The organism is Pseudomonas sp. S35 (assembly GCF_009866765.1).
Lineage (GTDB): Bacteria > Pseudomonadota > Gammaproteobacteria > Pseudomonadales > Pseudomonadaceae > Aquipseudomonas.
On the sequence record NZ_CP019431.1, the window covers coordinates 1,042,061 to 1,065,299 of the forward strand.

The 23,239-nt window shown below is 59.3% G+C and carries 26 protein-coding genes and 2 tRNA genes; 12 read left to right on the top strand and 16 right to left on the bottom strand.

The features are described from left to right. From dnaB to PspS35_RS04650, 6 genes are read right to left on the bottom strand one after another with little or no spacing between them, the layout of a single operon-like run. On the bottom strand, positions 1 to 1,350 hold the full coding sequence (gene dnaB / locus PspS35_RS04625) for a replicative DNA helicase (protein ID WP_159932947.1): 1,350 nt from the start codon (positions 1,348 to 1,350) through the stop codon (positions 1 to 3). Further along, on the bottom strand, positions 1,347 to 1,565 hold the full coding sequence (locus PspS35_RS04630; RefSeq protein ID WP_033901912.1) for a hypothetical protein: 219 nt from the start codon (positions 1,563 to 1,565) through the stop codon (positions 1,347 to 1,349). The genes dnaB and PspS35_RS04630 overlap by 4 nt, the downstream gene beginning before the upstream one ends. Continuing rightward, positions 1,549 to 2,268: an HNH endonuclease signature motif containing protein gene (locus PspS35_RS04635; RefSeq protein ID WP_033901913.1), complete on the bottom strand. Its 720-nt coding sequence runs from the start codon at positions 2,266 to 2,268 to the stop codon at positions 1,549 to 1,551. The genes PspS35_RS04630 and PspS35_RS04635 overlap by 17 nt, the downstream gene beginning before the upstream one ends. After that, positions 2,265 to 2,963, bottom strand: coding sequence for a DUF2786 domain-containing protein (locus PspS35_RS04640; RefSeq protein ID WP_174244857.1), 699 nt, complete (start codon positions 2,961 to 2,963; stop codon positions 2,265 to 2,267). The genes PspS35_RS04635 and PspS35_RS04640 overlap by 4 nt, the downstream gene beginning before the upstream one ends. Continuing rightward, positions 2,963 to 3,721 (bottom strand): hypothetical protein, encoded by a 759-nt coding sequence (locus tag PspS35_RS04645; protein ID WP_033901915.1) that lies wholly within the window; start codon positions 3,719 to 3,721, stop codon positions 2,963 to 2,965. Before PspS35_RS04645 ends, PspS35_RS04640 begins: the two co-directional genes overlap by 1 nt. Before the next feature lies 1 nt (position 3,722). Beyond that, the gene (locus PspS35_RS04650; RefSeq protein ID WP_159932949.1) at positions 3,723 to 4,583 is read right to left on the bottom strand and encodes a ParA family protein; all 861 of its coding nucleotides are present in this window, start codon (positions 4,581 to 4,583) and stop codon (positions 3,723 to 3,725) included. A gap of 242 nt (positions 4,584 to 4,825) precedes the next feature. On the opposite strand from PspS35_RS04650, the gene PspS35_RS04655 reads away from it, so the two are divergent. Then, a tRNA-Pro gene (locus PspS35_RS04655) sits at positions 4,826 to 4,902 on the top strand. Positions 4,903 to 5,084: 182 nt separating this feature from the next. Here the strand turns inward: PspS35_RS04655 and PspS35_RS04660 are convergent. The 3 genes from PspS35_RS04660 to PspS35_RS04670 are packed head-to-tail and all read right to left on the bottom strand — an operon-like array spanning position 5,085 to position 7,302. Continuing rightward, positions 5,085 to 6,383, bottom strand: a complete 1,299-nt coding sequence (locus tag PspS35_RS04660) for an NAD(P)/FAD-dependent oxidoreductase (RefSeq protein ID WP_159932950.1) — start codon at positions 6,381 to 6,383, stop codon at positions 5,085 to 5,087. Positions 6,384 to 6,443: 60 nt separating this feature from the next. Continuing rightward, positions 6,444 to 6,617: a DUF3094 family protein gene (locus PspS35_RS04665; RefSeq protein ID WP_044286631.1), complete on the bottom strand. Its 174-nt coding sequence runs from the start codon at positions 6,615 to 6,617 to the stop codon at positions 6,444 to 6,446. Positions 6,618 to 6,672: 55 nt separating this feature from the next. Beyond that, positions 6,673 to 7,302 (bottom strand): DUF1780 domain-containing protein, encoded by a 630-nt coding sequence (locus tag PspS35_RS04670; RefSeq protein ID WP_010213242.1) that lies wholly within the window; start codon positions 7,300 to 7,302, stop codon positions 6,673 to 6,675. Positions 7,303 to 7,431: 129 nt separating this feature from the next. On the opposite strand from PspS35_RS04670, the gene PspS35_RS04675 reads away from it, so the two are divergent. Beyond that, positions 7,432 to 8,121 (top strand): energy-coupling factor ABC transporter permease, encoded by a 690-nt coding sequence (locus tag PspS35_RS04675; RefSeq protein WP_159932951.1) that lies wholly within the window; start codon positions 7,432 to 7,434, stop codon positions 8,119 to 8,121. A 76-nt stretch (positions 8,122 to 8,197) separates the two neighbouring features. Further along, entirely contained in the window at positions 8,198 to 8,413 is a 216-nt protein-coding gene (locus PspS35_RS04680) for a hypothetical protein (protein ID WP_003171680.1), read from the top strand. Here PspS35_RS04680 and yacG read toward each other — a convergent pair. The 4 genes from yacG to PspS35_RS04700 are packed head-to-tail and all read right to left on the bottom strand — an operon-like array spanning position 8,410 to position 11,298. Continuing rightward, entirely contained in the window at positions 8,410 to 8,610 is a 201-nt protein-coding gene (yacG, locus tag PspS35_RS04685; RefSeq protein ID WP_003188437.1) for a DNA gyrase inhibitor YacG, read from the bottom strand. The genes PspS35_RS04680 and yacG overlap by 4 nt on opposite strands. Then, positions 8,607 to 9,230, bottom strand: a complete 624-nt coding sequence (coaE, locus tag PspS35_RS04690) for a dephospho-CoA kinase (protein WP_159932952.1) — start codon at positions 9,228 to 9,230, stop codon at positions 8,607 to 8,609. The genes yacG and coaE overlap by 4 nt, the downstream gene beginning before the upstream one ends. Continuing rightward, positions 9,227 to 10,093, bottom strand: coding sequence for an A24 family peptidase (locus tag PspS35_RS04695; protein ID WP_159932953.1), 867 nt, complete (start codon positions 10,091 to 10,093; stop codon positions 9,227 to 9,229). Before PspS35_RS04695 ends, coaE begins: the two co-directional genes overlap by 4 nt. Beyond that, on the bottom strand, positions 10,090 to 11,298 hold the full coding sequence (locus PspS35_RS04700) for a type II secretion system F family protein (RefSeq protein ID WP_159932954.1): 1,209 nt from the start codon (positions 11,296 to 11,298) through the stop codon (positions 10,090 to 10,092). The genes PspS35_RS04695 and PspS35_RS04700 overlap by 4 nt, the downstream gene beginning before the upstream one ends. Before the next feature lie 202 nt (positions 11,299 to 11,500). On the opposite strand from PspS35_RS04700, the gene PspS35_RS04705 reads away from it, so the two are divergent. The 4 genes from PspS35_RS04705 (at position 11,501) to PspS35_RS04720 (ending at position 13,940) form a co-directional block, all read left to right on the top strand. Next, positions 11,501 to 11,914 (top strand): pilin, encoded by a 414-nt coding sequence (locus PspS35_RS04705; RefSeq protein ID WP_159937981.1) that lies wholly within the window; start codon positions 11,501 to 11,503, stop codon positions 11,912 to 11,914. Between the two features lie 35 nt (positions 11,915 to 11,949). Beyond that, positions 11,950 to 13,350, top strand: coding sequence for an O-antigen ligase family protein (locus tag PspS35_RS04710; protein ID WP_159932955.1), 1,401 nt, complete (start codon positions 11,950 to 11,952; stop codon positions 13,348 to 13,350). 48 nt (positions 13,351 to 13,398) lie between these two features. Further along, a tRNA-Thr gene (locus tag PspS35_RS04715) sits at positions 13,399 to 13,471 on the top strand. Between the two features lie 163 nt (positions 13,472 to 13,634). Next, positions 13,635 to 13,940 (top strand): DUF6388 family protein, encoded by a 306-nt coding sequence (locus PspS35_RS04720; protein WP_159932956.1) that lies wholly within the window; start codon positions 13,635 to 13,637, stop codon positions 13,938 to 13,940. Positions 13,941 to 14,013: 73 nt separating this feature from the next. Here PspS35_RS04720 and nadC read toward each other — a convergent pair whose 3' ends face one another. Further along, positions 14,014 to 14,862 carry a carboxylating nicotinate-nucleotide diphosphorylase gene (nadC, locus tag PspS35_RS04725; protein ID WP_159932957.1) on the bottom strand — a complete coding sequence of 283 codons (849 nt, stop codon included), beginning with the start codon at positions 14,860 to 14,862 and terminating at the stop codon, positions 14,014 to 14,016. 246 nt (positions 14,863 to 15,108) lie between these two features. Here nadC and PspS35_RS04730 point away from each other — a divergent pair, with 246 nt between their 5' ends. The 5 genes from PspS35_RS04730 to PspS35_RS04750 all read left to right on the top strand — a co-directional run bounded on the left by PspS35_RS04730 (position 15,109) and on the right by PspS35_RS04750 (position 21,459). Continuing rightward, positions 15,109 to 17,259, top strand: coding sequence for a DUF1631 domain-containing protein (locus PspS35_RS04730; RefSeq protein ID WP_159932958.1), 2,151 nt, complete (start codon positions 15,109 to 15,111; stop codon positions 17,257 to 17,259). Positions 17,260 to 17,320: 61 nt separating this feature from the next. Further along, positions 17,321 to 17,884 carry a 1,6-anhydro-N-acetylmuramyl-L-alanine amidase AmpD gene (gene ampD / locus PspS35_RS04735; RefSeq protein ID WP_159932959.1) on the top strand — a complete coding sequence of 188 codons (564 nt, stop codon included), beginning with the start codon at positions 17,321 to 17,323 and terminating at the stop codon, positions 17,882 to 17,884. After that, entirely contained in the window at positions 17,881 to 18,717 is an 837-nt protein-coding gene (ampE, locus tag PspS35_RS04740) for a regulatory signaling modulator protein AmpE (RefSeq protein WP_159932960.1), read from the top strand. The genes ampD and ampE overlap by 4 nt, the downstream gene beginning before the upstream one ends. A 153-nt stretch (positions 18,718 to 18,870) precedes the next feature. Then, positions 18,871 to 20,901, top strand: a complete 2,031-nt coding sequence (locus PspS35_RS04745; protein ID WP_159932961.1) for a methyl-accepting chemotaxis protein — start codon at positions 18,871 to 18,873, stop codon at positions 20,899 to 20,901. A gap of 126 nt (positions 20,902 to 21,027) precedes the next feature. After that, the gene (locus PspS35_RS04750) at positions 21,028 to 21,459 is read left to right on the top strand and encodes a hypothetical protein (protein ID WP_159932962.1); all 432 of its coding nucleotides are present in this window, start codon (positions 21,028 to 21,030) and stop codon (positions 21,457 to 21,459) included. Here PspS35_RS04750 and PspS35_RS04755 read toward each other — a convergent pair. Beyond that, positions 21,406 to 22,182, bottom strand: coding sequence for a TatD family hydrolase (locus PspS35_RS04755; protein WP_159932963.1), 777 nt, complete (start codon positions 22,180 to 22,182; stop codon positions 21,406 to 21,408). The two genes, PspS35_RS04750 and PspS35_RS04755, sit on opposite strands and share 54 nt — an antisense overlap. 2 nt (positions 22,183 to 22,184) lie before the next feature. After that, a complete protein-coding gene (cra, locus tag PspS35_RS04760) occupies positions 22,185 to 23,180 on the bottom strand; it encodes a catabolite repressor/activator (RefSeq protein ID WP_159932964.1) in 996 nt (331 codons plus the stop codon). Positions 23,181 to 23,239: the final 59 nt, after the last annotated feature.

Sequence of the window (23,239 nt, forward strand, 5' to 3'; positions counted from 1 at the left end):
TCATAGGTGTGCTCCTTGCCAGCTACTGTTGGCACTGAGGTTTGCAAAGCGGGTTTGGTGCGCTATGAACGCCGTGCGAACGGTACCAGTAGGACCGTTGCGAGCCTTGCCGATGATGATCTCGGCTATGCCTTTGTGTTCGGTCTGTGAGTGGTACACCTCGTCCCGGTAGACGAATATGATCAGGTCTGCGTCCTGTTCGATGGCGCCGCTATCACGCAGGTCTGCGTTGATCGGACGTTTGTTTGGTCGGCGCTCCAGCTCCCGATTGAGCTGAGAGAGTGCTACCACCGGGCAATTCATCTCCTTCGCCAGGGCCTTGAGGCTCTGGGATATAGCGCTGATTTCGTTCGCCCTGTTTTCCTGGCCTGGGCAGCGCATGAGCTGCAGGTAATCGATCAGGATCAAGCTCGGGTGTCCGAAGCGACGGGCTGCGCGACGAGATTTGGCCCTGATAACGGCAGGTGTGAGCGCTGATGAGTCGTCGATGACCAGCCGCTCGCCATATGCATTGATACGTGAAACGGCTGCAGTCAGCTTCGGCCAGTCTTCGTCATCAAGCTTGCCCTTCAATAGCTTCCCAAGATCGATATGGCCAAGAATTGCCATCAACCGATAGAGCAGTGCTTTGGCGGGCATTTCCATGCTGAAGACTTGAACAGTACGATCAAGCTTTGCCTGCAGAGCCGTATCGATGAAGTTCAAGGCTAGGGACGTTTTACCCATCGAAGGACGTGCACCGAGAATGATCAGGTCGGCTTCTTGAAAACCCGACGTCAACTCGTCCAAATCTTCCAGGCCTGAAGGCACGCCGGTCACGGTGATATTGCCGTTGAAATGTTCGTCAATTTGCTCGACGACAGTAGTCAGGCACTGGTTGATGTCGACGAATTCAGATGCGCTCTTGCCTTCGCCAAGCGCGAAAAGTTGTTGTTCAATGGTCTCTTGAACATCTTCCGCGTTGGCCAGCGGATCCGTGGCATCGCGAGAGCATTGGTAGCCAAGAGACATGAGTTGTCTGAGCCTGGAGCGATTACGCACGATGGATGCGTAATGCTCAATGTTGGCTACAGACGGCGTATTCTTGGCCAGCTCGCCCAGGTAGCTCAGCCCTCCGGCTTCGTCTGGATCCTCCAGCGCGTTGAAAACGATGACGATATCGAATGGAGCGGACTTGTCAGCAAGGCCGGCTATTGCCCGAAACAGCAACCGGTGGTCATGCCGAAAAAAGTCAGACGCATCCAGTTTGTCCGCGATGAGATCCCAGGTGTTGTTGTCGAGCAGTAGCCCACCTAACACACCTTGTTCAGCCTCTACGGAGTAGGGCGGTGAGAGGTCAAGGTGATTCATTTCCCGGACTCCTCGCCGATCTGGATAAAACCAGTGCCGTTGATTGCGCCCAGAGCTTTAACCATGTCGACTTCAACCTTCGCTGAATTGATCATGACCTGAGCAACCTCGGCGACGGCTTTGGCCCGGTCGATTTCCATAGGCTTGTCTGGATCCAGGAGGCCCTCAATCGCGACGAACAGATGATTACGTAGATCTTCAATCTTGTTCTTCATGTGCAACCTCCCGGATGGTGCGCTTGAGTTTGCTGATCGCTCGCATTGCGGATTTGAGCTCTTCTGGATAGCGATGGATGGTGTTGCGCCGCATGCGCTCCGCACGCGTGATCAGTTCCAGATTGCCGATGGCGATGTTGGATTTGTTTTCATCCTTGAAGCACACGCAATGAGTTGTGGGGACAGGGCCAAAGTGTTCTTCCCAGAGCAGCACGTGCACGCCTTTCCAATCGACAGGGGGGTAACCGGTGTCGGTGATTTTTCTCTGGAGATAGCCGTCAGGAGTCGTGCGCAAGCTGCCAATAGGTAGCCAGTTCCCCGGTTTATTGCCCGTCTTAAACTGCGTCTGAGTCATACGGCCAGAGGAGGGGAGCCCCTTAAGGCCCTTATTCCATGGGACGGAACCCTTGGAGAAGCGGAATTCAGCGCCCAACTTGCCGTCAAGCCGGCCACAGAGACTACTGCGAAGAAACTCGGAGCTTTTGCTCAATCCCAGCCGTTTTGCTTTGGCATAGATCTGATAGACGCTGAGTCCCAATTCGGCGGCTAGGACCTGAGTCGGTTCATCGGGATAGCGGGCAATGAGCATGCGCTCTTCAGTCTCACTCCAAACATGGTGTTTATGAGCCGGGGCAAGCCCAAGTTGGGATCGGGCTTGTTCCAGCGCCGCTATGGCCAAAGGTGAAAGCGAATGAGTTCTCATTGGCTCCCCCCATGCCCAAGGGCTTCTCGTGACTGATGTCCAACACCACGATGTAGCCTGGCATGCTTGCCCTGGTCCCATCCCGCTCGCAGAGACCGAGTGTCGTGACCTTTGGCTTCGATGGGTTTGATGATGAATTGCTTGAGGTTAGGGTGGTGCAATTCCAGGTAGGCCTGGATCTCCTGCGCCGTGGTTTCGTCTACCCCGCCTGCAAACTGGTTCACTTTCGATGCGACGGCATTCAGCCAACCCTCGGCAAAGAGTTGGCCCCGGTGACGCTTTGTCTTGAGTTGGCAGCGTTTCTGCTGAGCAACATGAGCTCGACGGGCTGCTACGAGTTGGTGATGCAGCGTTGAATAGGTGTGAGCGGCCAGCTCGGGCGAAATACCCTTCCCCAAAAACTTGAAGGACCAGCCTGCCAGCGGATGAAAATACGCCAAGTGGCTGCAGTCGAAGGCTTGGGAGCAGATTGTGGCCAGGTTGTGCAGCCAATCCTGCGGCGAACGCCGGGTCTTGGTGCCCACGCTGGCCTCTTCGATTGCATGAGCAACGACCTCGGTATGTTCGAGGTTGTACTGCTTCATCAAATGGCGCGCTTGGCGAAGTGCAATTTCCACTTCGTTGGGGGCAGCGCCTTGCGATTTGGCCAGCGCCATGAGTTTGGCGACCTTGCTGAGGACTTTTTGCTTGTCCATCATTCACCCCCTTCCTGTTGGTTACGGGGGGAGAGCGCCTCTGACCAAAGTCGCAGTGTTTCCTCCTCATCAGCAGAGAGGTGAATCCGGGTAAGACAATCCGCAACCTTCTGTTTCAAGGCATCAAGACGATCCTGAACACTTGAGCCGTCGTCGTAAGCAATCTCCTGCTCAACAGCTTGTACAAAGTCATTACGCACAGAGAGAACGATGCTTATCCAAAAAGCATTTGGGCTGGTCCAGCCAATTAGCTTTCGAGTTCGGTCTGGCGATAGGTAATCACGGAGCCTGAGATTGAACTCCCTAGGGGAATAACCATTACTGATAACCCCTGCACGATTGAGCGTCAGCGCTGTTTGAAGAATTTCTAGGAGAGGCTCCAGAGCCGCTGGCTCAGAGACAAAAGTTTTTAGATATGTTTCAGCTACCAGACGCTTGGCTTCGGCATATCGAGCTTGCTGACGCTGCTTGGCTTGGCTTTCGTCACGGCCGCGCTTTTCCTTCGCGTGTTTTATGTTCGAGTTCACGGACTCAATAAGCTTCGCAGCGTCCTGCAAAAGCTGACGCTGTTCAAAGCTCAACTGAGCGCCTATTCGACCTGCTAAGTGGCTACCGCTTGTCAGGGAGCGTATTTCTCGTGCGGATCCACTTAGCTTTGCTTGCAAGCTGCGCAATTGCTGAGCGCTGTAGTACTTGCCAACCTCTAGGATGACATCGGCAGTAATACTGCGGGCATCGGTGATGGAGGGCTTCGCCATTTCAACGATCCTCCCTCACCAACTTTGCTACCTTCTCCTCGGTCATGGCCTCAAAACGGTCCCGCCATTCTGGAAAGAGCTCTATGGCCAATTGGCGGATGACGACAAGGGCTGCAGGGGATATGCGGTTGGAAGGCTGCCGGTATTCCAGGCGATGTACTGGGAGGCCCTGGGATGCAGCGCTACGAAAGACCACAGCGGTGGGGATGATGCTTTCCAGAACGCTGATTTCGTCATTCTCCTGAAATATTTCCCGTACTGACTGCTCGATCATCTGCGCGTCGGTGGTTTGGTCGAGGTTGTTGACGACGATCCGCACGGGAGGAATTTTCATGCCCAGGCGCCCATAGGCGCGAAGGCCGTCTAACATCTGCATGGTTCCCCGGCTGAACTCCCGTGCAGCGAGCATGTTGGGTGGAAGTGGAGATATGACCAAATCAGAGGCTAGGACCACCATTTCGAGCATGGCCGATCTGGCGCCCTGAGTGTCAATCAGTACCAAGTCAAAATGATCTTTGAATGCCGGCATCAGGTTGGCGAGGCGCAACCGTCCGTCGGGAGCCTGCAGGAGGAGGCTGTTCAGCTGGTTGTTGATGTCATTGGAGATCACCAACGACAGGTTTGGAATCGCGGTGCTGGATATGATCTTGGCTGAGTCGGTGATATTGAACGCGAGCAGATCGTAGATGCCGCCTTGGGCTTCATCTACCAATTGGTAATACGAAGAAAGGGAGGGCTGAGCAGGATCCAGGTCGATAAGGAGTGTGCGAAGGCCCGCGTCCGCGCAGAATGCGCCGAGGTTGGCCTCAATAGTGGTTTTGCCTACGCCGCCCTTGGTCGAAACGACCGCAGTGATTTTCATGGTTTGGAGCCTCTAATGTGGGTTCATTAGAGGCTGCGAGGCCACGGAAATAGCTATGTGTAGCGAACACGATCCTGAGCTTTGAAGCACTAGAACCAATTGTCTTTTAACCAATTGGTCGTAGGTTCGAATCCCACACGACCCACCATTTTTGAGACCAGTTAACGCTGGAATCGAATCTTAAGATCAGAGGCCAAAAGCGCTGATCGAAGAAGGCGACTGAGAGGTCGCCTTTTTTTTACCGGGGTATAGCGCAGTCCGGTAGCGCGCCTGCTTTGGGAGCAGGATGTCGGGAGTTCGAATCCCCCTACCCCGACCATATTAAAAATCCTCGTATCGAAAGATACGGGGATTTTTTTTGCTTGGGATTATCTCAAGTCCAACATAGAACTGATGTGGTAGGGGGCAAGCTCTAGTACCAGTCAGTTAAGGACGAACACTGACTGGCATTAGGGTAATGCCCCTACCACATTGAGTGAGTCCCACCAGAGACCCTTGTTGTCAGTGAAGTTTGAGTCGGGGCTCAGTCCCGCGGCCAATCTTGCTGCCCAGCATCAACATCGCCGTGCGGAAGAAGCCATACAGCGCCATCTGGTGCATGCGGTACAGCGACACATAGAACATCCGCGCGAGCCAGCCTTCCAGCATCACGCTGCCCGTCAGGTTGCCCATCAAGTTACCCACAGCGGAAAAACGCGACAGCGAGATCAGCGATCCATAGTCGGTGTACTTGTAGCTCGGCAACTCCTTGCCTTCAATTCGCAACTTGAGCGACTTGGCCAGCAACGAGGCCTGCTGGTGAGCTGCCTGGGCCCGTGGCGGCACGTTGCGGTCGGTGCCCGGTTGAGGGCACGCCGCGCAATCGCCGAAGGCAAAGATGTTTTCATCGCGGGTGGTTTGCAGCGTCGGCAGCACTTGCAGTTGATTGATGCGGTTGGTTTCCAGGCCATCAATGTCCTTGAGGAAGCCCGGTGCGCGAATGCCGGCGGCCCACACCTTGAGGCTGGCCGGAATGACTTGGCCGCTGCTGGTGATCAGTGCATCGGCGGTCACTTCACTCACCGCCGAGTTGGTCAGCACGGTCACGCCAAGCTTCTCCAGGGTTTTATGCACAGGCCCGCCGATGCGTTCCGGCAGGGCAGGCAGCACCCGTGGGCCGGCTTCGATCAGGGTGATGTGCATGTTTTCCGGCTTGATGCGGTCCAGGCCATACGCCGCCAACTCATGGGCGGCGTTATGCAACTCGGCAGCCAGTTCGACGCCGGTCGCGCCAGCACCGACGATGGCGACGCTGATCTGTTCAACGGTATCGGTCTGCCCGGCATGGGCGCGCAGGTAGTGGTTGAGCAGTTGCTGGTGGAAGCGCTCGGCCTGTTTGCGGGTGTCGAGGAACAGACAGTGCTGCGCCGCGCCCTCGGTGCCGAAGTCATTGGTCGTGCTACCAACTGCGATCACCAGGCTGTCATAGCCCAGCACTCGCGCAGGCACCAGTTCGCGGCCTTCTTCGTCGAGGGTGGCGGCCAGCTGGATTTTTTTCTGCTCACGGTCAAGCCCACTCATGCGCCCCAGTTGGAACTCGAAGTGGTTCCATTTGGCCTGGGCGACGTAATTGAGTTCGTCTTCCGAAGAGTTCAGTGACCCGGCAGCCACTTCGTGCAGCAGCGGCTTCCAGATATGGGTCAGGTTGGCGTCCACCAGCGTGATGCTGGCGGTGCCACGCTTGCCCAGAGTCTTACCCAGACGGGTAGCCAACTCCAGGCCGCCGGCGCCGCCGCCGACGATAATAATACGATGGGTCATGGGGATATCTCGCAAGGCTAAAAGAAATCGGAGCAGTTACCCCCGCGAGCGCCAGGCAGCTCATAGCGTCAGGTAACTCAAAAGGCGGCTCAGCAGGCCGAGCCCGATTACCACCACCAGCACCACACCCAGGAGCAGCCACGGCCGGAAAGGCTTGCGCTCGACTCGGTGTTGGGAGAGTTGCAGGTACTCTTCGACATGCTGTTGGTCGTCGGGGTTCAGGCGGCTGGTCATATAAGGCCTCGTCAGATAGACGTTGCAAAAGGGCGCCACGTTACAGTCCGGGGGATCAGAGGCTGATGCCCACATCGAACACTATGCTGCGGCCCAGGTTGTTGCGCAAGAAGTCCGGCGCGTCTGGGTGGGCGAACAACACTCGCGCAAACGTCGGACCCACCAGCGACAGCGAGCGCCAGCCCTGGCGCAAGTATTCCGTTGGAGGTGGAAAGTGGCTGTTGAGGTCGAGCACTTCGCGCTTGAGACTGGTGAAAGCGACGATATCCAGTTCCCCCAGGTCCATCCCGCGCTCTTTATAGTTGTGCGCTTTTTTGCGCAATGTGGGTGCCAGGCGCAGCAGAAACTCATGGGCCGGGATGCGCCGAGGCTTGGCTTCGCGCCGCACCAGTTGGCTCAGGGAGAACGCACTGCGCCGGCGCAGCAATTCATCGCGCCATTCGTCGTTGAGGCGCCGGCCTTCATCCAGCACAAAAAACACCTCGAAACTGGCATCGCGAAACAGCACATCCGGCGGCTCTTGCCCGGCTGCATGAAACTCTTCGGCGCGGTACGGCACATTCAAGCCTTGCAGCAGACGCTGGCAGACCCAACGCTCACGCTCCCATTTGCGGGCATTGGACAGGAACGCATTGGCTTGTTCGGCCGCTACAGTGAGCAGGCGCAAATAATCTGAGTCATCCATGCTTGCAGCTTAGCGTCCAAATGATGACTGCAGGAAGTCTCGCTGCAAAAGGGCGGTGTAGACTGACGGCTCGACTTCAACGCCTGCGAAGAGGTGTGTGATGAGGTTTTTTACAGTGGCATTACAGCCATGATCAGTGCCGCCGTGCTGGCGCCTGCAACGCTTGGCATCGGCTGGCTGTTGTATGCACCGCTGCTGCTGTGGGCGGTCCTGCGCTCGCCGTGGGTCGAGTTGTTCGCCGACCGACGGCGTCAGCATTTGCTGTTTGGTACGGTGTTCGCGTTGTTCATGTTGTGGCTGGTGCGGCGGGATTTCGATACTGGCGTGTCTTATCACTTTATCGGCATGACAGCCGTGACCCTGCTGCTGGATTGGCCCCTGGCAATCGTTGGGGGCTTTGCCGCCCAGTTTGGTTTAATGCTGCTGGGGCGCCAGGATCTCGCGGCCCTTGGTGTCAACGGTCTGCTGTTGATCGTGCTGCCAGTGCTGGTCACCGAAGGCTGTGCACTGCTGGTAGAGCGCGCGCAACCGCGTAATCCCTTTGTGTATATCTTCTGTTCCGGCTTTTTTGCCGCCGCGCTATCGGCCTTGTTGTGCCTGTTGCTGGGGCTGGGCTTGCTTTGGTTCGACGGCCGTTTCGCCATGCCGCAATGGCTGGAGGATTTTGTCGGCTACCTGTGGCTGATCATCTTCCCCGAAGCCTTCATCAACGGCATGGTGATCAGCGCCCTGGTGGTGTTTTGCCCGGAATGGCTGGAGACCTTCAACCGCACCCGCTACCTCTCGGCGCCTTGGAACGATGACGATTCGCCGCGTTGATCCAGATCAAATCCAGGCCGACCGAGCAGGCCCATGCTCTGCCAAATTTTAGATGAGTAAGGCGGGGGCACGGATCATGAGTGTGTATGAGTGGGCACGGCAGGAGTTGCGCAGAAGCCAGGATGCGGCGCAGGAAATCGGTTTCGACCCAGGCTTGACCCTGCGCGCTATGCTCAGTGCGGTGGTGCAGCAGAGCAAGGGTGTGCGCAGCTTCGAAGACCTGGCCGACGAGCTGCAGTACCTTGCAGAGAACCTCGACGACCAGCAGGAATACGCGTTTATGCGGCCTTAGTGGCGCGGCGGCAGGTCCTCGGAAAACAATTCGTCTTCGGCATCCGGGGCCACGGGAATCTTGTGTTCTTCAGCGGCCCAGGCACCCAGGTCGATGAGTTTGCAACGGTCCGAACAGAACGGCCGGTTGAGGTTGGTCGCTTTCCATTCCACGGGTGCGCCGCAGGTTGGGCAGTCGACGGTCAAGGGTTGGCTCATGATCGGCCTCCACGCAAAGTAAGGTAAAAGTGGTGCAGTCGCTCGACCTCGCTGTGCAGCCAGGCGAGGTCTTGGTCATTGACCAGCACGTCATCGGCATGGTTCAGGCGGTCTTCGCGGCTGGACTGGGCCTTGAGAATCGCCTGAACCTGTTGTTCGCTGATGCCGTCGCGCTGCAGGGTACGCTGAATCTGCAGTGATTGCGGCACGTCGATCACCAGGATGCGCTGGGTCATGCGGTACTGGCCAGACTCGATCAGCAGCGGCGATACCAGGATCGCGTAGGGCGAGCGGGCGCGCGCCAAGTGGCTGCGAATCTCCTCGCCGATCAGCGGGTGCAGCAAGCTTTCCAGCCAACGGCGTTCTTCGGGGAGTTCAAAGATCAGCTTGCGCAGCGCAGCGCGGTCCAGCTGGCCGTCAGGCTGTAACACGCCGGCACCAAAGTGCTCGGCGATGCGTGCCAGCGCCGGCCGGCCAGGTTCGACCACCCAGCGGGCAGCGTGGTCGGCGTCGATCAGGTCTATGCCCAGGTCGATAAAATGTTGGGCCGCAGCGCTTTTGCCGCTACCGATACCGCCGGTAAGGCCAAGAATCCAGGGTGTTGCAACAGAAGTGGTCATCTGAAACCGACGGACTGCAAATAGAAGTCGGTTATTTGACCACCCCAGAGCAATGCAATCCAGCCGGCAATCGCCAGGTACGGACCAAATGGCATTGGCGCCGATGCTTGGGTCTTGCGCAGACGCATCAGGGTCAAGCCGACAAAGACCCCAACCAGGGACGACATCAGCAGCGTCATCGGCAGTATCTGCCAGCCCCCCCATGCGCCGAGCAGTGCCAGTAGCTTGAAATCACCGTGGCCCATGCCGTCCTTGCCGGTAACCAGCTTGAATAGCCAGAACACGCTCCATAGGCTCATGTATCCGATTACTGCGCCCCACAGGGCGTCGGGTAGTGTCGTCAGCCACTCAAAGCTGTTGACGATCAACCCCAGCCACAGCAGCGGCAGCACCAGGACATCGGGCAGCAACTGGTGGTCTGCGTCGATCAGGCTCATCGCCAGCAACCCCCAACTCAACACGAGCACCACGCCGGCTTGCCAGCCAAAACCGAAGTGCCAGGCCACCAATGCTGAGATCAGCCCGCATGCGAGTTCTGTGAGGGGATAGCGAGGACTGATCGTAGCCTGGCAATGGGCACAGCGGCCCCTGAGTACCAGGTAGCTGAGCAGTGGGATATTTTCCCAGGGCCGTATCGGATGGTCGCAATGCGGGCAGCATGAGTTAGGGTGCATCAGGTTGTAAGTCGGCCCGGCAGGTTCTACAGGCAAGCCGAGCACTTCATGGGCCTGGGCGCGCCATTCCCGTTCGAGCATTTTGGGCAGGCGCCACACCAGCACATTGAGAAAACTGCCAACGATCATCCCCAGCACCCATGCCGTCACCACAAATGCCCACGGGTGTTCGCTCAGTAGCAGGCTCAAAATGCGCTCCCCAGTTGGAAGACCGGCAGATACAGGGCAATGACCAGCGCTCCGACGATGCCCCCCAGCACCACCATAATCAACGGTTCCATCAGGTTGGTGAGGGTGTCGACGTGGTTGTCCACATCGGTCTCATAGTGGCTGGCGACCTTTTCCAGCATGTGGTCCAGCGTGCCTGACTCTTCGCCGATGGCCGTCATCTGGATAGCCATGCCGGGAAAAAGGCGGTTGTTGGCCATGGATTGATTCAGCTGCATGCCAGTGGATACATCGTGACGCATACGCTCGATTGCCTGTTTGAACGGGTCGTTACCCACGGCGCCGGCTACCGAATCCAGTGCCTGCACCAGCGGAACGCCCGCAGCGAAGGTGGTGGAAAGCGTGCGGGCGTAGCGGGCCACGGCGGATTTTGTCAGCAGTTTGCCTATCAGGGGCGCTTTCAACAAACCGGTGTCGAGCCACAAGCGAAAACCCGGCAAGGTTCGATAGGCCTGGCGCAGCCCCACGGCACCGGTCGCTATGCCTATCGCCAGCATCCACCATGCTTGCTGCATGAACTCCGAGAGCGCGATCACCTGCAAGGTGAAGTCGGGCAATTTGCCGTTGACTCCCGCAAACAGGGCTTGGAACTGCGGCACTACGTGGATCAAAAGCACACTGGTGACCAGGCTGGCCACTACCAGCACTGCGATAGGGTAGGCCATTGCTTTTTTTATCCTGGCCGTGAGCTGTTCACTTTTTTCGCGGTGGGTTGCTACTCGCTCCAGCAGGGTTTCAAGTGCCCCGGCTTGTTCGCCGACGGCCACCAGGTTGCAGTACAGGTCGTCGAAATAGCGCGGCTGTTTACGCAAGGCATCGGCCAGGTTGGTACCGGCGGCGATTGCTTGTTTAAGTTGCTGCACCAGTTCACGTACCGATCGGTTGTCGAAGCCCTCGCTGATGATGTCGAAGGCTTGCAGAAGGGGAATCCCAGCCTTCAGCAGGGTGGCCAGTTGACGAGTGAGCAGGGTGATGTCGGCCGTCTTGACCGGTGGGGCAAGGCGTTGCCACACCGGCGATGCCTTGCGCACGCGAGCGAGGCTGATCCCTTGTTCGCGCAACTGTGCCTTGACCAGGGCAGGGTTGTACCCCGTGATTTGTCCGGACACCCTGCGTCCTTTGCGGTTGATGCCTTCCCAGGCGTAGAGCGTCGAAGCGTTCGTCATGTCGCGGTTCCGCACACAGGTCGTTGAGGAGTTATAGCTTAGTCAGGTGACGATTTCGGACAGGGCGCTGGTGGTGGATAAAATGTCAGAATATGCGTCTTGCAGGCGATTGGGCGCGTGTGGGTGAGTACACTTGCGCCGCTGCACAACACGGGGCGCAGGATGCGCCTTGTCATGAGTTTTATTCTGGAGAGTGAATGTGATGCGTCAAAAAGGCTTCACCTTGATCGAGTTGTTGATCGTCGTGGCAATCATCGGCATTTTGGCCACCATCGGCCTGCCCATGTACACCACGCACCAGGCCAAGGCCAAGGTTACCGCCGGCCTGGCTGAGATCAGCGCGCTGAAGGCCGGTTACGAAGACACCATCAACCAGGGCACCGTACCTACCCTGGCATTGATTGGCGGCACCAGTCCCACCGCCAATTGCAAGATTGATGTGGCCGGCGATGTGACCACCGGCGTGGGCTCCATCAGTTGCGAAATACTCGACGCGCCGGCGCCGGTGTTGGGCAAAACCATCAAGCTGACGCGCAGCGCCACCACCGGCTGGAAGTGTACGACCAGCGCCGAAGCGAAATATGTCGGCAAGGGCTGCGGCGCCGATGGGGCATAACTGCTAAACCATCCTCAGGGACGTAGAGGTGGCCGATGGTGTTATCCGTACAGCAGCGCGGTGGTGTTTTCCTGGTCGTAGCAGTGTGCCTGCTGACTGTTGCGGTGTGCGCGCCATTCAGTGGCCATGATCTGCAGCGCACAGTGCAGATTGCCTTTGGGTTTTGCGCCGTGTTGTATGGGCTGTCGGTTGCCCCTGTGGAACCCTTGGTGAATCGGCTTGCCGCAGTGGGGCTGGCACTGATTATTGTGCTGGGGCTGGTGTCTTCGGCATTGGCTCATCAACCGCTCTGGGCGTTCACCGAAGTGGCACTGTTTGTCTGCTGCGCCGCAATCGCCGTGGCGTTCTGCGTACTGCGCCGCAACGGTGGCGAGCCTTTGGATCGAGTGCTGATCCTGATGGTGGTGGTGTTGTGTCTGATCAAATCGGCCCAGTACCTGTATGCCGGTACGCTTGCATTCACCAGTGGCGAGCGCACGTTGAACACTGACCTGCTGTTGTCGGGGTTTTCCAACAAGCGCTTCTACGGCCAGTTCCAGACATTCACCCTGCCTTTGCTCGCGCTGCCCCTGCTGATACCCAATGTCTCCCGCGCCCTGCGAGGTGCGGCGTTTGCGTTGCTGTGCGTCTGGTGGTTGATCGCGATCAGCGGCGGTACGCGTGGTACCTGGCTGGGAATGGGCGTGGCGGGGATGGGGCTGGCGCTGCTTGGGCCTTGGGGGCGACGTTGGTTGGGCTGGCAGTTAGCCGGCGTGCTGGGTGGGCTGTTGCTGTATGGGCTGCTGTTCACGTGGCTGGCGGATTACATGGGGATCGAGATAACCAGTGGTGCAGGTGATCGCCTGACTACGTCGCTGTCGGGCCGTGGTGTGATCTGGTGGCAAGCGTGGCATATGCTCGTCGAACGGCCTTGGTTGGGGTTCGGGCCGATGCATTTTGCCGATATTGCCAACCCGATCGCTTCCCATCCACACCAGGCCGTTTTGCAGTGGGCCAGCGAATGGGGTTTGCCGTCGGCCCTGTGCGTGATGGTTGTGGCCTGGCGGGGCAGTTGGGCCACGTTGCGCGTGCTGCGGGAGCGGGCGCTGTCCAGCGAGCGTGTGGACTTACTGCGGGTATGCCTGTTTGCCGCGTTGGTCGCGGCGCTGGTGCAGTCCATGGTCGATGGCGTGATCGTAATGCCCAACTCTCAGGCCTGGCTGGCGCTGGTGGTGGGCTGGCTGATGGCGCTGCATGTGTGGCGCACACCACCAGGCGCGGCATCGCCGTTGGCCTGGAGCGCGTGGAAGGTGTTAAGTGTGTTGGCCGTTGGTCTGTTGGTATTTATCGCCGCGCGCGACCTGCCTCACCTTCAAAAAGCCCAGCGGCAGTACCTGAGTACCCATGACAATTACCTGCAACCGCGCTTCTGGGCGCAGGGAGTCATTGCCCGCTGAAGGCTGCAAGTTGCCGGACGCCCGATGCGGTGCTAGCTTTAGCCCACTGCCCGTGTAGCTCAGCCGGTAGAGCAGCGCACTCGTAACGCGAAGGTCGCAGGTTCGATTCCTGTCTCGGGCAAGAACGCACTACCGTTTCAACGGCATGCTTCAAAGGCAATGTTTTCAGATGATCCCAGAATGGTTCTGAAGGCCAGACGAGCCGGCATTTGCGCCTGCTCTTTTGTATCTGCGCAACCTTGATGACCCAGATGCATCCCCATTCCTCGATCTAAGAGAACGACATGACCACGACTGAAATGACCCAGGAAGTTCGGCATCAAGCAGCCCTCGACCAATACCTCGAGGCGACGCCGCAGCTTAAAGAAGAGATCAAGGACCTGAGCGCCGATGATCAGCGTGACCAGATCCAGTGGGCATTCGAGGACGAGGCCGAGAGCCAGGGCCTCCAGCCTTGGGAGTTGACTCTCAAGTACACCTCGACACCGGAAGCGTTCGAAGCTGCACGGCTGACCTTGCACAAGGAAGCGGCCGAGGTGCTGGGTGTCGAATGGGAAGAGTATTGCGAGATGAATAACCTGGTCGTTTAAAAGCAGCGGCATGTTCCAAGCTGCAAGTGGCCATACAGCCTCTTGCAGCTGGACGCTTATCGCTTGCGGCTCCTCATATACTGAGGCGCATCGACAAATCCACCGCCTTCACGTCCTTGGTCATCGCGCCGATGGAGATGTAATCCACGCCGGTTTGCGCGATAGGCAGCAGGGTGGTTTCATTGATTGCGCCGCTGGCCTCCAGCTTCGCCTTGCCGCCATTCAGGCGCACGGCTTCACGCATGTCCTCCAGGCTCAACTCGTCGAGCATGATGATATCGGCGCCCGCCGTCAGTGCTTCACGCAGTTCGTCCAGGCTTTCCACTTCGATTTCCACCGGTTTGCCGGGGGCGATCTTGTGGGCGGCAGTAATGGCTTGGGCGATCCCACCGCACGCCGCGATGTGGTTTTCCTTGATCAGGAACGCGTCATACAACCCGATGCGGTGGTTGTGACAGCCGCCGCAGGTGACCGCGTACTTCTGTGCCAGGCGCAGGCCGGGCAAGGTTTTGCGGGTGTCGAGCAGCTTGACCTGGGTGCTGGCGACAAAATCCGCCAAGTGTTGGGCGCGTGTGGCCACACCTGACAGCATCTGCAGGAAGTTCAGCGCGCTGCGTTCCCCGCTGAGCAGCGAGCGTGCCGGGCCTTCGAGGTGGAACAACGCCTGATTGGGGTTCACGCGCTCGCCGTCGGCCACTTGCCAATGCACGGCAACCCGCGGGTCCAGTTGACGGAACACCGCGTCCACCCAGGCTGTACCGGCGATAACCGCATGATCGCGGGTAATGATGGTGGCGGTGGCCAGCCGCTCGGCCGGGATCAGTTGTGCGGTGATGTCACCGCTGCCGATGTCTTCCAGCAGTGCACGGCGCACGTTGGCTTCGATTTCGGCGGTGAGGTCGGCAAGACGGAGGTTCGGCATAACAGGCTCCACAAACAAAGTGTCCCGATTATAGGGGCAGCGTGCGTTCGAACCCAGACTCACCACGCATTTACGGTGCAATGTCAGAGTTTGCTGGCGCAACCCCCCTTGTTTGCAAGATAATCTCGCGCCTTGCAATTGGCGTCATAGCTTTGACGTCTTGGTGATTGCCGGTGATCCGCAGCGCCCCATGCGCCTGTGCCCGATCTTTCCCCCGACCCAATATCGCCGTTTCAGGAGGCCAGGATGCACAAAGACGGAAAGGTGGTGCCAATCAACAAGGCGCATGCCACGCCATCGCCGCTGGCCCGCTTGCCGGTGGTGTTGCTGCAGGTTCGCGACAAGGCGGCGCAACAACTGCAACAGGGCCTGCAGGAACTGTTCGATAACGCCGACGACACGTTGTTCGAAATGGCCGACAAGGCCCGCAACAACGTTGATCACCACATCTTTTTTGAAGCCATGCGCGACCTGCGTCTCAAGCGCAAGAGTTTCGAGCGGGTGTTCATGGAGCGGTTGTTCGAAGCCTTTGCCGCCCTGGGCCAGGCTGGGCGGGGCGAGCTTCAGTTGGTACCGGTGATGTCCTATGACGCCGTGCCGGGGATCTCCAATGATGACCTGGAGAAAGCCGTGGCACTTGAGGCCATGCTGGGACGGGTACGCCACCGTGATGGCGTGGCGCTGTCGCAACTCACGGCGCGCTTGAGCACCTTGCTGGGCAATCGCCTGGATGACCGTGAAAACCCCCTGGGGCCGGCGCTGCTTTGCGAATTTTTCCTGCGGGCCGGGCGCAGCCTGGGCGTGGAGATCCGCGTCAAGCTGATCATGCTCAAGCTTTTTGAAAAATACGTGCTCAGTGACGCCGACCAACTGTACGGCGAAGCCAACCAATTACTGGTGGCGACGGGCGTGTTGCCTGATCTCAAGGCCGCTCCCTCCCGTCGCCCCGGCGGGCGTGCAGCCCGTGATCATTTGCGCGAAGAGGCAATGCCGGCCACCGATCAGCCGGTCGATGCAACCGGCCAGCAAGCCTTCGCGGCTCTGCAAGTGCTGCTCAAAGCCGTACGCGGCAGCGTGGCGCCCACCCTGGAAGCCAGCGCCGAACCCCAACCTATCGCGACCCGCGACCTGCTGCGCCTGTTATCCCATTTGCAGCAGTACGTGCCGGAGCCGGAGGTCGAGGATGATTTCGATCTGCGCAACCAGCTTGGGCAGTTGCTCACCCGTGTCAGCGTCAAGAGCGGCAAGTCTCGGGTGGTTGAGGACGCGGATGAAGACGTGATCAACCTGATCGCCCTGTTATTCGAGTTCATTCTCAATGACCGTGCCGTGCCGGACGCCTTCAAGGCCTTGATTGCCCGCTTGCAAATCCCGCTGTTGAAGGTCGCGGTGCTGGACAAAAGCTTTTTCAGCCGTGCCAGCCATCCGGCGCGGCGCCTGCTCAATGAAATCGCGGCAGTGGCCATGTGCTGGAGCCCCGTTGGCGACTACATGCGCGATGGCCTGTACCTGCATATTGAGCAGGTGGTGCAGCGCTTGCTCAACGAGTTTGTCGAAGACCCGGCGATTTTTTCCCAGTTGCACACTGAGTTCAGCGCGTTTACCACCGCTGAGCGCCAGCGCAGTGAACTGTTGGAACAGCACACCCGCGATACCGAGGAAGGTCGCGTGCACACCGAGGCGGCGCGCCAGCGAGTGGCCGATGCCCTGAATCGACGGCTGATGGGCAAGGTGTTGCCGCAGGCCGTAGTGCTGTTTGTGCAGCAGGCCTGGAGCCAGGTGCTATTGCTGGCGAATCTCAAGCACGGCGAGCAATCGGTGCAATGGCAAGCAGGGCTGCGCACCGTGGATGAATTGATCTGGAGCGTCAGCCCGCAGGAAGGCAGCGACGCCGGGCCGCACGTGTTGGAGCAGTTGCCGGGCTTGCTCAAGGCATTGCGCGATGGCTTGACCAGCGCTGCGTTCGACCCGTTCAGCACACGTGATTTTTTTGTGCGTTTGCAGGCCCTGCATGTCCAGCCCCTCGAAGGTGTCGACGCGTTGATTGAAGTGCGCGAGCCCTTCCTGTTCAGTGCACTGCTGCCCGATCCAGCCGAAGGTTTATCCAGGGATGATCCTGACCTGCTCAAGGCGTATCGACTGCGCATTGGTGGCTGGGTGGAATTTCGGCAGGACGATGACAGCGCCTTGCGGTGCAAGTTGACGGCCATCATGGCGCCGGCCAATACCTATGTTTTCGTCAGTCGCACAGGGCTCAAGGTGTTAGAGAGAAGTGCCGGTCAACTGGCACTCGCGTTCAAGCGTTGTGCGCTGTTTACCTTGGACGATGGCCCGCTGTTCGAGCGAGCGCTGGCGGCGGTGCTGGGCAGGTTGCGGCAACTCAATCGCGCCAAGTGATCGCAACCATCGGGTCGAACGCGGCATACTGGTCGCCCTTAGTCACGTTCAAGGATCCTGTATGCAGTTGGACCCCATCAGTGGTTGGTGTCAGGGTGTTCGCCATTGCCCCTCGCCTAACTTCAACGAGCGCCCCGCAGGCGAAATCTCACTGTTGGTGGTGCACAACATCAGCTTGCCACCGGCTCAGTTCGCCACCGGCAAGGTGCAGGAGTTTTTCCAGAACCGTCTGGATGTCACGGAACATCCCTACTTTGAAGGGATTGCCGACCTACGGGTATCCGCGCATTTTCTGATTGAGCGCGACGGCGCAGTGACGCAGTTTGTGTCCTGCATCAGCCGTGCTTGGCACGCCGGGGTTTCATGTTTCGAGGGGCGTGAAACCTGCAATGATTTTTCCTTGGGTATAGAGCTGGAGGGCACGGATGACCTGCCGTTCACCGATGCCCAGTATGTGTCGCTGATCGATCTGACCCGTCAGTTGCTGAACGCCTATCCGGGCATTACTACACAGCGCATTTGTGGCCACAGCGACATTGCCCCGGGGCGCAAGACCGATCCCGGCCCGGCTTTTGATTGGACGCGCTTTCGCAGCGCCCTGCAGGATGGAGGACACGCACGATGAGTTTTCTGGTGTTGGTGCTGGCGGTGTGGATCGAGAAATTCTCGGCCCTGCGCCAGCGGTTGCAGCGTGACGGTGGCTGGTTGCGCGAATTGGCCAAGTTGGAATCGGGCCCACGCATGGGCAAGCAGCCGTGGCTGATTCTCGCCGTGCTGGTATTGCTGCCGGTGGCGCTGCTGGCGCTCCTGTTGCTGGTGCTGGAACCGGTGGCTTACGGCCTGTTGGCGCTGCCGGTGCACCTGCTGGTGGTGATCTACAGCCTGGGCCGTGGCGATCTGTTGGCTGGGCTTGGGCCGTTTCGCGATGCCTGGCGCCGGGGTGATCTGCAAGCTGCCGAACACGTCGCCGAGCGTGATCTGAAGCTGGGCGCCGACAGCGGTGAGCAACTGTTGGAGCGCGTCCAGGGCCATCTGTTGTGGCAGGCCTACCAGAGCTTTTTCGCGGTGATTTTCTGGTACTTCCTGTTGGGCCCGGTCGCCGCACTGGCCTATCGGCTGTTGGCGCTGGCCAGCGAGCACAGCCAGAACCCTCTGGTGGCCGAGCGCGCCGGGCAACTGCGTCACGCGTTTGACTGGTTGCCGGTACGCCTGCTGGCGGCCAGTTTTGCCTTGGTGGGCAATTTCGTCGCGGTCAGCCGTGTCATGCTTCACGAGTTGCTGAACTGGGACATTAGCGCCGCGCAACTCGTGGAAAAAGTCGGCCTGGTCGCCGCCGAAATTCCACCGCCGGCCGTGGGTGCAGACGGCATCAACAGCCTGGATCGTTTGTGGGAACTGCTGCTGCGTGCGGCAGTGCTGTGGTATGCCGGGTTCGCCATCTGGACTGTGCTGCCTTGACCCGCTAAGACAGGAGCGAGTCCTTCGCTCCTGTCGTTAACCTTAAGTTACAAAACTCCCTTTCAAATTGAGCTATACAGGCAGAGCGCCAAATAGTGGCTTTCTGCCGCCGCCCTGCGCCTCAATAAAAATAAAAGAAAAGGGAGTTCACCTGTGAAGAGCTTGCTCTATCCCGCCATCGCGCTGATGAATCGCCTGAGCTTCGGCATGAAGTTCAGCCTGATCAGCGTGCTGTTCCTGCTGCCGATGCTGGCGACCAACTATTATCTGGTGCGTGATTCCTGGCGTGAATTCCAGGGCACCCGTGTCGAACTGCAAAGCCTCGATTTGCTCGGCAGCAGCCTGGCCCTGCGTCGCGACCTGGAAACCCTGAATAACCAGGTGCAGATCAACGCAACCCTCGGTCAGTCCGGCAAGGCCGGTGACCTTGAAGCCAGGATCGGCACCTTGGAACAGAGCGTGCTCGCCCGTCTGCAAGGCCTCAGCCCGATGGCCACCGAGCCTGAGCCAATCACCGTGTTCGAAGGCAAGCGCGACGAACTGATCGCCGCCTTCAAGGCCCAGCAACAGGAAACCTCGCTGCTCAGCAAAAGCGCGCTGATCGGCAAGTTGCTCAACAAGGCGCAGATGCTCAGCCAGATCATCGCAAGCCAGTCCGGCTTGAGCCGCGACCCTCAGAGCGACTTGCGCCAGCTCAGCGAACTGATCACCAGCGTCACCCCGCAAGTCACCCAGACCTTGGGGGAAGGCCGGGCAATGGGGGCCTATTCTCTGGGCCAGGGTTTTCTCAATTCCTCCTCCAGCACCCGTTTTGACGAACTGCTGCAACAACTGGAAAAACTCCAGGCCGAATACGGCTTGAAATTGCAGGACGCCCTGGGTTCCAGCAACGCTGCGCATACGGCCCTCGACGGCCTGGCCAAGGCCAGCAACGCCAGCCTCAAGCAAGGCAGTGAGCTGTTCGAAGAGCAGGTGGTGATGGCCGAAACGCTTGACGCTCCGTGGCAGGGTTTCTACGACAGCGTCAGCCAATTGATGGCCCAAACCTATCAGCTCGATGACGCCACCCTGATGTTTCTCGGGCAGCAACTGGAGCAGCGCCTGGCGCAGAACCGTACGCATATGGTGGTACTGGTTTCGGCGCTGACGGCGGTGTTCCTGCTGATCTTCTATCTCTACGCAGGCTTCTACGCCTCTACCCGTACAACGCTGCGGCGTCTGGGGGCGATGATGGACAAGGTGGCGGCCGGCGACATGACCGTGACCTTTGTCGCCCACAGCCGCGACGAGTTGGGCGATCTCGGCCAGGTGTTCAACGGCACCGTGGCGAAAATCCATGACCTGATCGAACGTGTCGGGCACACCGTCAGTCAGGTCGAGCTCCAGGCCAGCCAAGTGCAAACGGTCTCGGCCCAGAGCAATCAAGCGGTCTCTGGCCAGCGCTCGCAGATCGAACAGGTAGCGACCGCCATGAACCAGATGTCAGCCACCGCCCAGGACGTAGCGCGCAGTGCGGCGGCGGCGGTCAGCAGTGCCCATAGCGTCAACGATGAAACCGTGAGTGGCCGGGGCCTGGTGCAATCCCAGCAAGGCAGTATTGCGCGGTTGGCCTCGGAGATTGACCAATCGGTGCGGGTCGTCAACCAACTGGCCAGCGATAGTCAATCCATCAGCAGCGTATTGGAAGTGATCAAAAGCATCGCCGAGCAAACCAACCTGCTGGCGCTCAACGCCGCGATCGAGGCGGCACGGGCCGGTGAGCAGGGGCGCGGTTTTGCGGTGGTGGCCGACGAAGTGCGCACCCTGGCTCGGCGTACCCAGCATTCCACCGAAGAGATTGAGCAGATGATCGGCCGCCTGCACAGCGGTGTCGGCGCGGCAGTGAAGGCCATGAGCACCAGCCATGAAATGGCCAGCGGCACCGTGGGCCAGTCGGAAAAGGTCCAGCAGGCCTTGGAAAACATCCTCGGTGCCGTCGGCATGATCGTCGACCAGAACCAGCAGATCGCCGCCGCTGTGGAGCAGCAGACGGCCGTTGCCCACGATATCGACCAGAACATTGTCGAAATCAACCGGGCCGGCGAGTATGCGGCACAAGGCGCGCATCAGACCGAGGCGGCGAGCCGGCAGCTCTCAGTACAGGTGATCGAGCTGAAGCAATTGATCGGGGCCTTTCGTGTGTAAGGCGCTGGAGTAGGATTGGTCTTCAGTTCATGTAGCTCTTGTCTGGATTTCACGGGGGGCCTTTTTGGGTCGGGTGAATGAGTCAGAATTTATTTCACTCAACCACGGTCCAGGGGAGGCACGACGATGACCACTGCCATCGGCATCAAGGGGCACTGCGCCCATTGCGATATCACGTTTGAACTCAAGCCTTGGCAGTTGAATGCCATCGCCATCGAAGAGCCCTTCGACTGCCCGTATTGTCAGCGGGTTCTGGAGCTCAATTGCCCTCGACAGTTGCGCCACCTCAAGGCGTTGGACCACTGGGCAGTGGTGCGCCCGAGCATGGCGGTGTTGACCAGCGTGGTGCTGATCGTGGCATTGGTGACGGAGTGGGTCGGGCTGATCAGTGTGATCGGGCAGCTCAACGTGTCACTGGTGGTCCTGCTGGTGCACTTTCTGGTGTTGCGCTATGCCCGCCATCGGCAACGCATGACCTTGGACCTGCAAGCGGTGACCCCTGCGCTACCAATTGAACAGCTCGCACGCATTGCGTGTGCTCGCCTCGGCCAGCAATAGCGGGCTGGTACCCATGCGCTCGGCGAGGGCCGTGCAGATCGCCGGCAGGTGCTCGGGGCTGTTGCGCTGGCCTGGGTACATGGCCGGTGCCATGTCGGGCGCATCGGTTTCCAGCACCACCGCGTCCAGCGGCAGTTGCGCCAGCACCTTGTGCATGCGCAGCGCCTGGGGCCATGTGGCGGCACCGCCAAGGCCGAGTTTGAACCCCAGCTTGATGTACTCGTAGGCCTCTTCCCGGCTGCCGGCAAACGCGTGAATGATGCCGCCGCGTGGCAGGCGGATGCGTTTGAGGGTGGCGATCACTGCCGCGTGGCTGCGGCGTACGTGCAGCAGCGCTGGCAGTTGGAAGTCCACCGCCAGTTTGAGCTGGGCTTCGAACAGGCTTTGCTGGCGTTCGCGGTCCAGGTGTTCAAGGAAATAATCCAGGCCGATTTCGCCCACCGCGCACAGTTGCCGGTGGCCGTGCAGACGGCTCAACCAGTCGCCCAGTTCCGTGAGGTCGGCGGGGCGGTGGTCATCCAGGTACACCGGGTGCAAGCCGAAGGCCGCGAACAAACCTTCGTCCGTCTGCACCAGATCCCACAGCCGCTGCCAATTTTGCTGATACACCCCCAGCACCACCATGCGCCGCACACCCACTTCGCGGCTATGGGCGAGGACTGCGTGGCGATCACTGTCGAAATCCGCGAAGTCCAGGTGGGTGTGGGTGTCGATCAGCTCCACGCTCAGGCCTCGTGGATACGCTGTTTGAAGGTCCGGCCGAGGGCATGCACGCCGGGTTGGTACTGTTCCTCTTCAATCGCGGCCAGGGCCAGGCGCAACGCAGTGTCGGCAATCAGCTGATGTTGCTGGGCCATGGCGTTGACCGGCAGCGGCAAGAAGTCCAGCAACTGAGTGTCACCAAAGGTGCCCAGGCGCAGCGGGCGCGACTTGAGCGGGAAGTCATGCAGCGCGTCAAACACACCCTGCAACAGCACGTAGGAGGTGGTCACCAGTGCGTCAGGCAAATGCCCCAACTGCTGCAGAAGGTGCTCCATCAATTGTCGGCCGCAATCACGGCTGAAGGATTCGCCGTGTTCGACGATCACCTCGCCGGTGAAACCTTGCAGCGCTTCACGGAAACCGGCGGCGCGCTCCTGGCTGATGCTCAGCTCGGGACGTGCGCCGATCAGCACGATCTGCTTGGGCAACGGTTGCAGCAGGCTGCTGGTCAATTGCAGGCAGGCCTGGCGGTCATCGCTGACCACCGAGCAGAACTGTTCGGGCGCCATCACCCGGTCGATGGCGATCACCGGCAAGCCCTTGGCTTGCAGCTCGCGGTAACTGTCATCGCTGGCGGGCAGGCAACTGGCGACGAACAACGCATCGCAGCGCCGTGCGCGGAACAGTTGCAGCAATTGGCGCTCGCTGTCGGCCTCGTCGTCGGAACTGGCGATCAGCAACTGATAGCCCCGCGCGCGCGCGCCTTGTTCCAATAGCTTGGCGATTCGTGCGTAACTGGGGTTTTCCAGGTCGGGCAGGATAAAGCCCAAGGTGCGCGTATGCCGACTGCGCAGCCCGGCGGCCTGGGGATTGGGGGTAAAACCATGGGCTTGGACCACGGCACGCACGCGCTCGACGGTGGCGCTGCTGATGCGTTGCTGTTCGGCCTTGCCATTGATCACGTAGCTGGCGGTGGTCACGGAGACACCGGCCAGGCGTGCGATATCACTGAGTTTCAAACCGGGATTTCCTTGTTTTTTGGAGCTTGCCCCGACATTTTGTCCAATCGTAACCGATT

Bases quoted from the DNA above. Each gene is read 5' to 3' on its own strand.
- dnaB (WP_159932947.1), bottom strand. From the start codon at position 1,350: ATGAATCACCTTGACCTCTCACCGCCCTACTCCGTAGAGGCTGAACAA.
- PspS35_RS04630 (WP_033901912.1), bottom strand. From the start codon at position 1,565: ATGAAGAACAAGATTGAAGATCTACGTAATCATCTGTTCGTCGCGATT.
- PspS35_RS04635 (WP_033901913.1), bottom strand. From the start codon at position 2,268: ATGAGAACTCATTCGCTTTCACCTTTGGCCATAGCGGCGCTGGAACAA.
- PspS35_RS04640 (WP_174244857.1), bottom strand. From the start codon at position 2,963: ATGGACAAGCAAAAAGTCCTCAGCAAGGTCGCCAAACTCATGGCGCTG.
- PspS35_RS04645 (WP_033901915.1), bottom strand. From the start codon at position 3,721: ATGGCGAAGCCCTCCATCACCGATGCCCGCAGTATTACTGCCGATGTC.
- PspS35_RS04650 (WP_159932949.1), bottom strand. From the start codon at position 4,583: ATGAAAATCACTGCGGTCGTTTCGACCAAGGGCGGCGTAGGCAAAACC.
- PspS35_RS04660 (WP_159932950.1), bottom strand. From the start codon at position 6,383: ATGACCCATCGTATTATTATCGTCGGCGGCGGCGCCGGCGGCCTGGAG.
- PspS35_RS04665 (WP_044286631.1), bottom strand. From the start codon at position 6,617: ATGACCAGCCGCCTGAACCCCGACGACCAACAGCATGTCGAAGAGTAC.
- PspS35_RS04670 (WP_010213242.1), bottom strand. From the start codon at position 7,302: ATGGATGACTCAGATTATTTGCGCCTGCTCACTGTAGCGGCCGAACAA.
- PspS35_RS04675 (WP_159932951.1), top strand. From the start codon at position 7,432: ATGATCAGTGCCGCCGTGCTGGCGCCTGCAACGCTTGGCATCGGCTGG.
- PspS35_RS04680 (WP_003171680.1), top strand. From the start codon at position 8,198: ATGAGTGTGTATGAGTGGGCACGGCAGGAGTTGCGCAGAAGCCAGGAT.
- yacG (WP_003188437.1), bottom strand. From the start codon at position 8,610: ATGAGCCAACCCTTGACCGTCGACTGCCCAACCTGCGGCGCACCCGTG.
- coaE (WP_159932952.1), bottom strand. From the start codon at position 9,230: ATGACCACTTCTGTTGCAACACCCTGGATTCTTGGCCTTACCGGCGGT.
- PspS35_RS04700 (WP_159932954.1), bottom strand. From the start codon at position 11,298: ATGACGAACGCTTCGACGCTCTACGCCTGGGAAGGCATCAACCGCAAA.
- PspS35_RS04705 (WP_159937981.1), top strand. From the start codon at position 11,501: ATGCGTCAAAAAGGCTTCACCTTGATCGAGTTGTTGATCGTCGTGGCA.
- PspS35_RS04710 (WP_159932955.1), top strand. From the start codon at position 11,950: ATGGTGTTATCCGTACAGCAGCGCGGTGGTGTTTTCCTGGTCGTAGCA.
- PspS35_RS04720 (WP_159932956.1), top strand. From the start codon at position 13,635: ATGACCACGACTGAAATGACCCAGGAAGTTCGGCATCAAGCAGCCCTC.
- nadC (WP_159932957.1), bottom strand. From the start codon at position 14,862: ATGCCGAACCTCCGTCTTGCCGACCTCACCGCCGAAATCGAAGCCAAC.
- PspS35_RS04730 (WP_159932958.1), top strand. From the start codon at position 15,109: ATGCACAAAGACGGAAAGGTGGTGCCAATCAACAAGGCGCATGCCACG.
- ampD (WP_159932959.1), top strand. From the start codon at position 17,321: ATGCAGTTGGACCCCATCAGTGGTTGGTGTCAGGGTGTTCGCCATTGC.
- ampE (WP_159932960.1), top strand. From the start codon at position 17,881: ATGAGTTTTCTGGTGTTGGTGCTGGCGGTGTGGATCGAGAAATTCTCG.
- PspS35_RS04750 (WP_159932962.1), top strand. From the start codon at position 21,028: ATGACCACTGCCATCGGCATCAAGGGGCACTGCGCCCATTGCGATATC.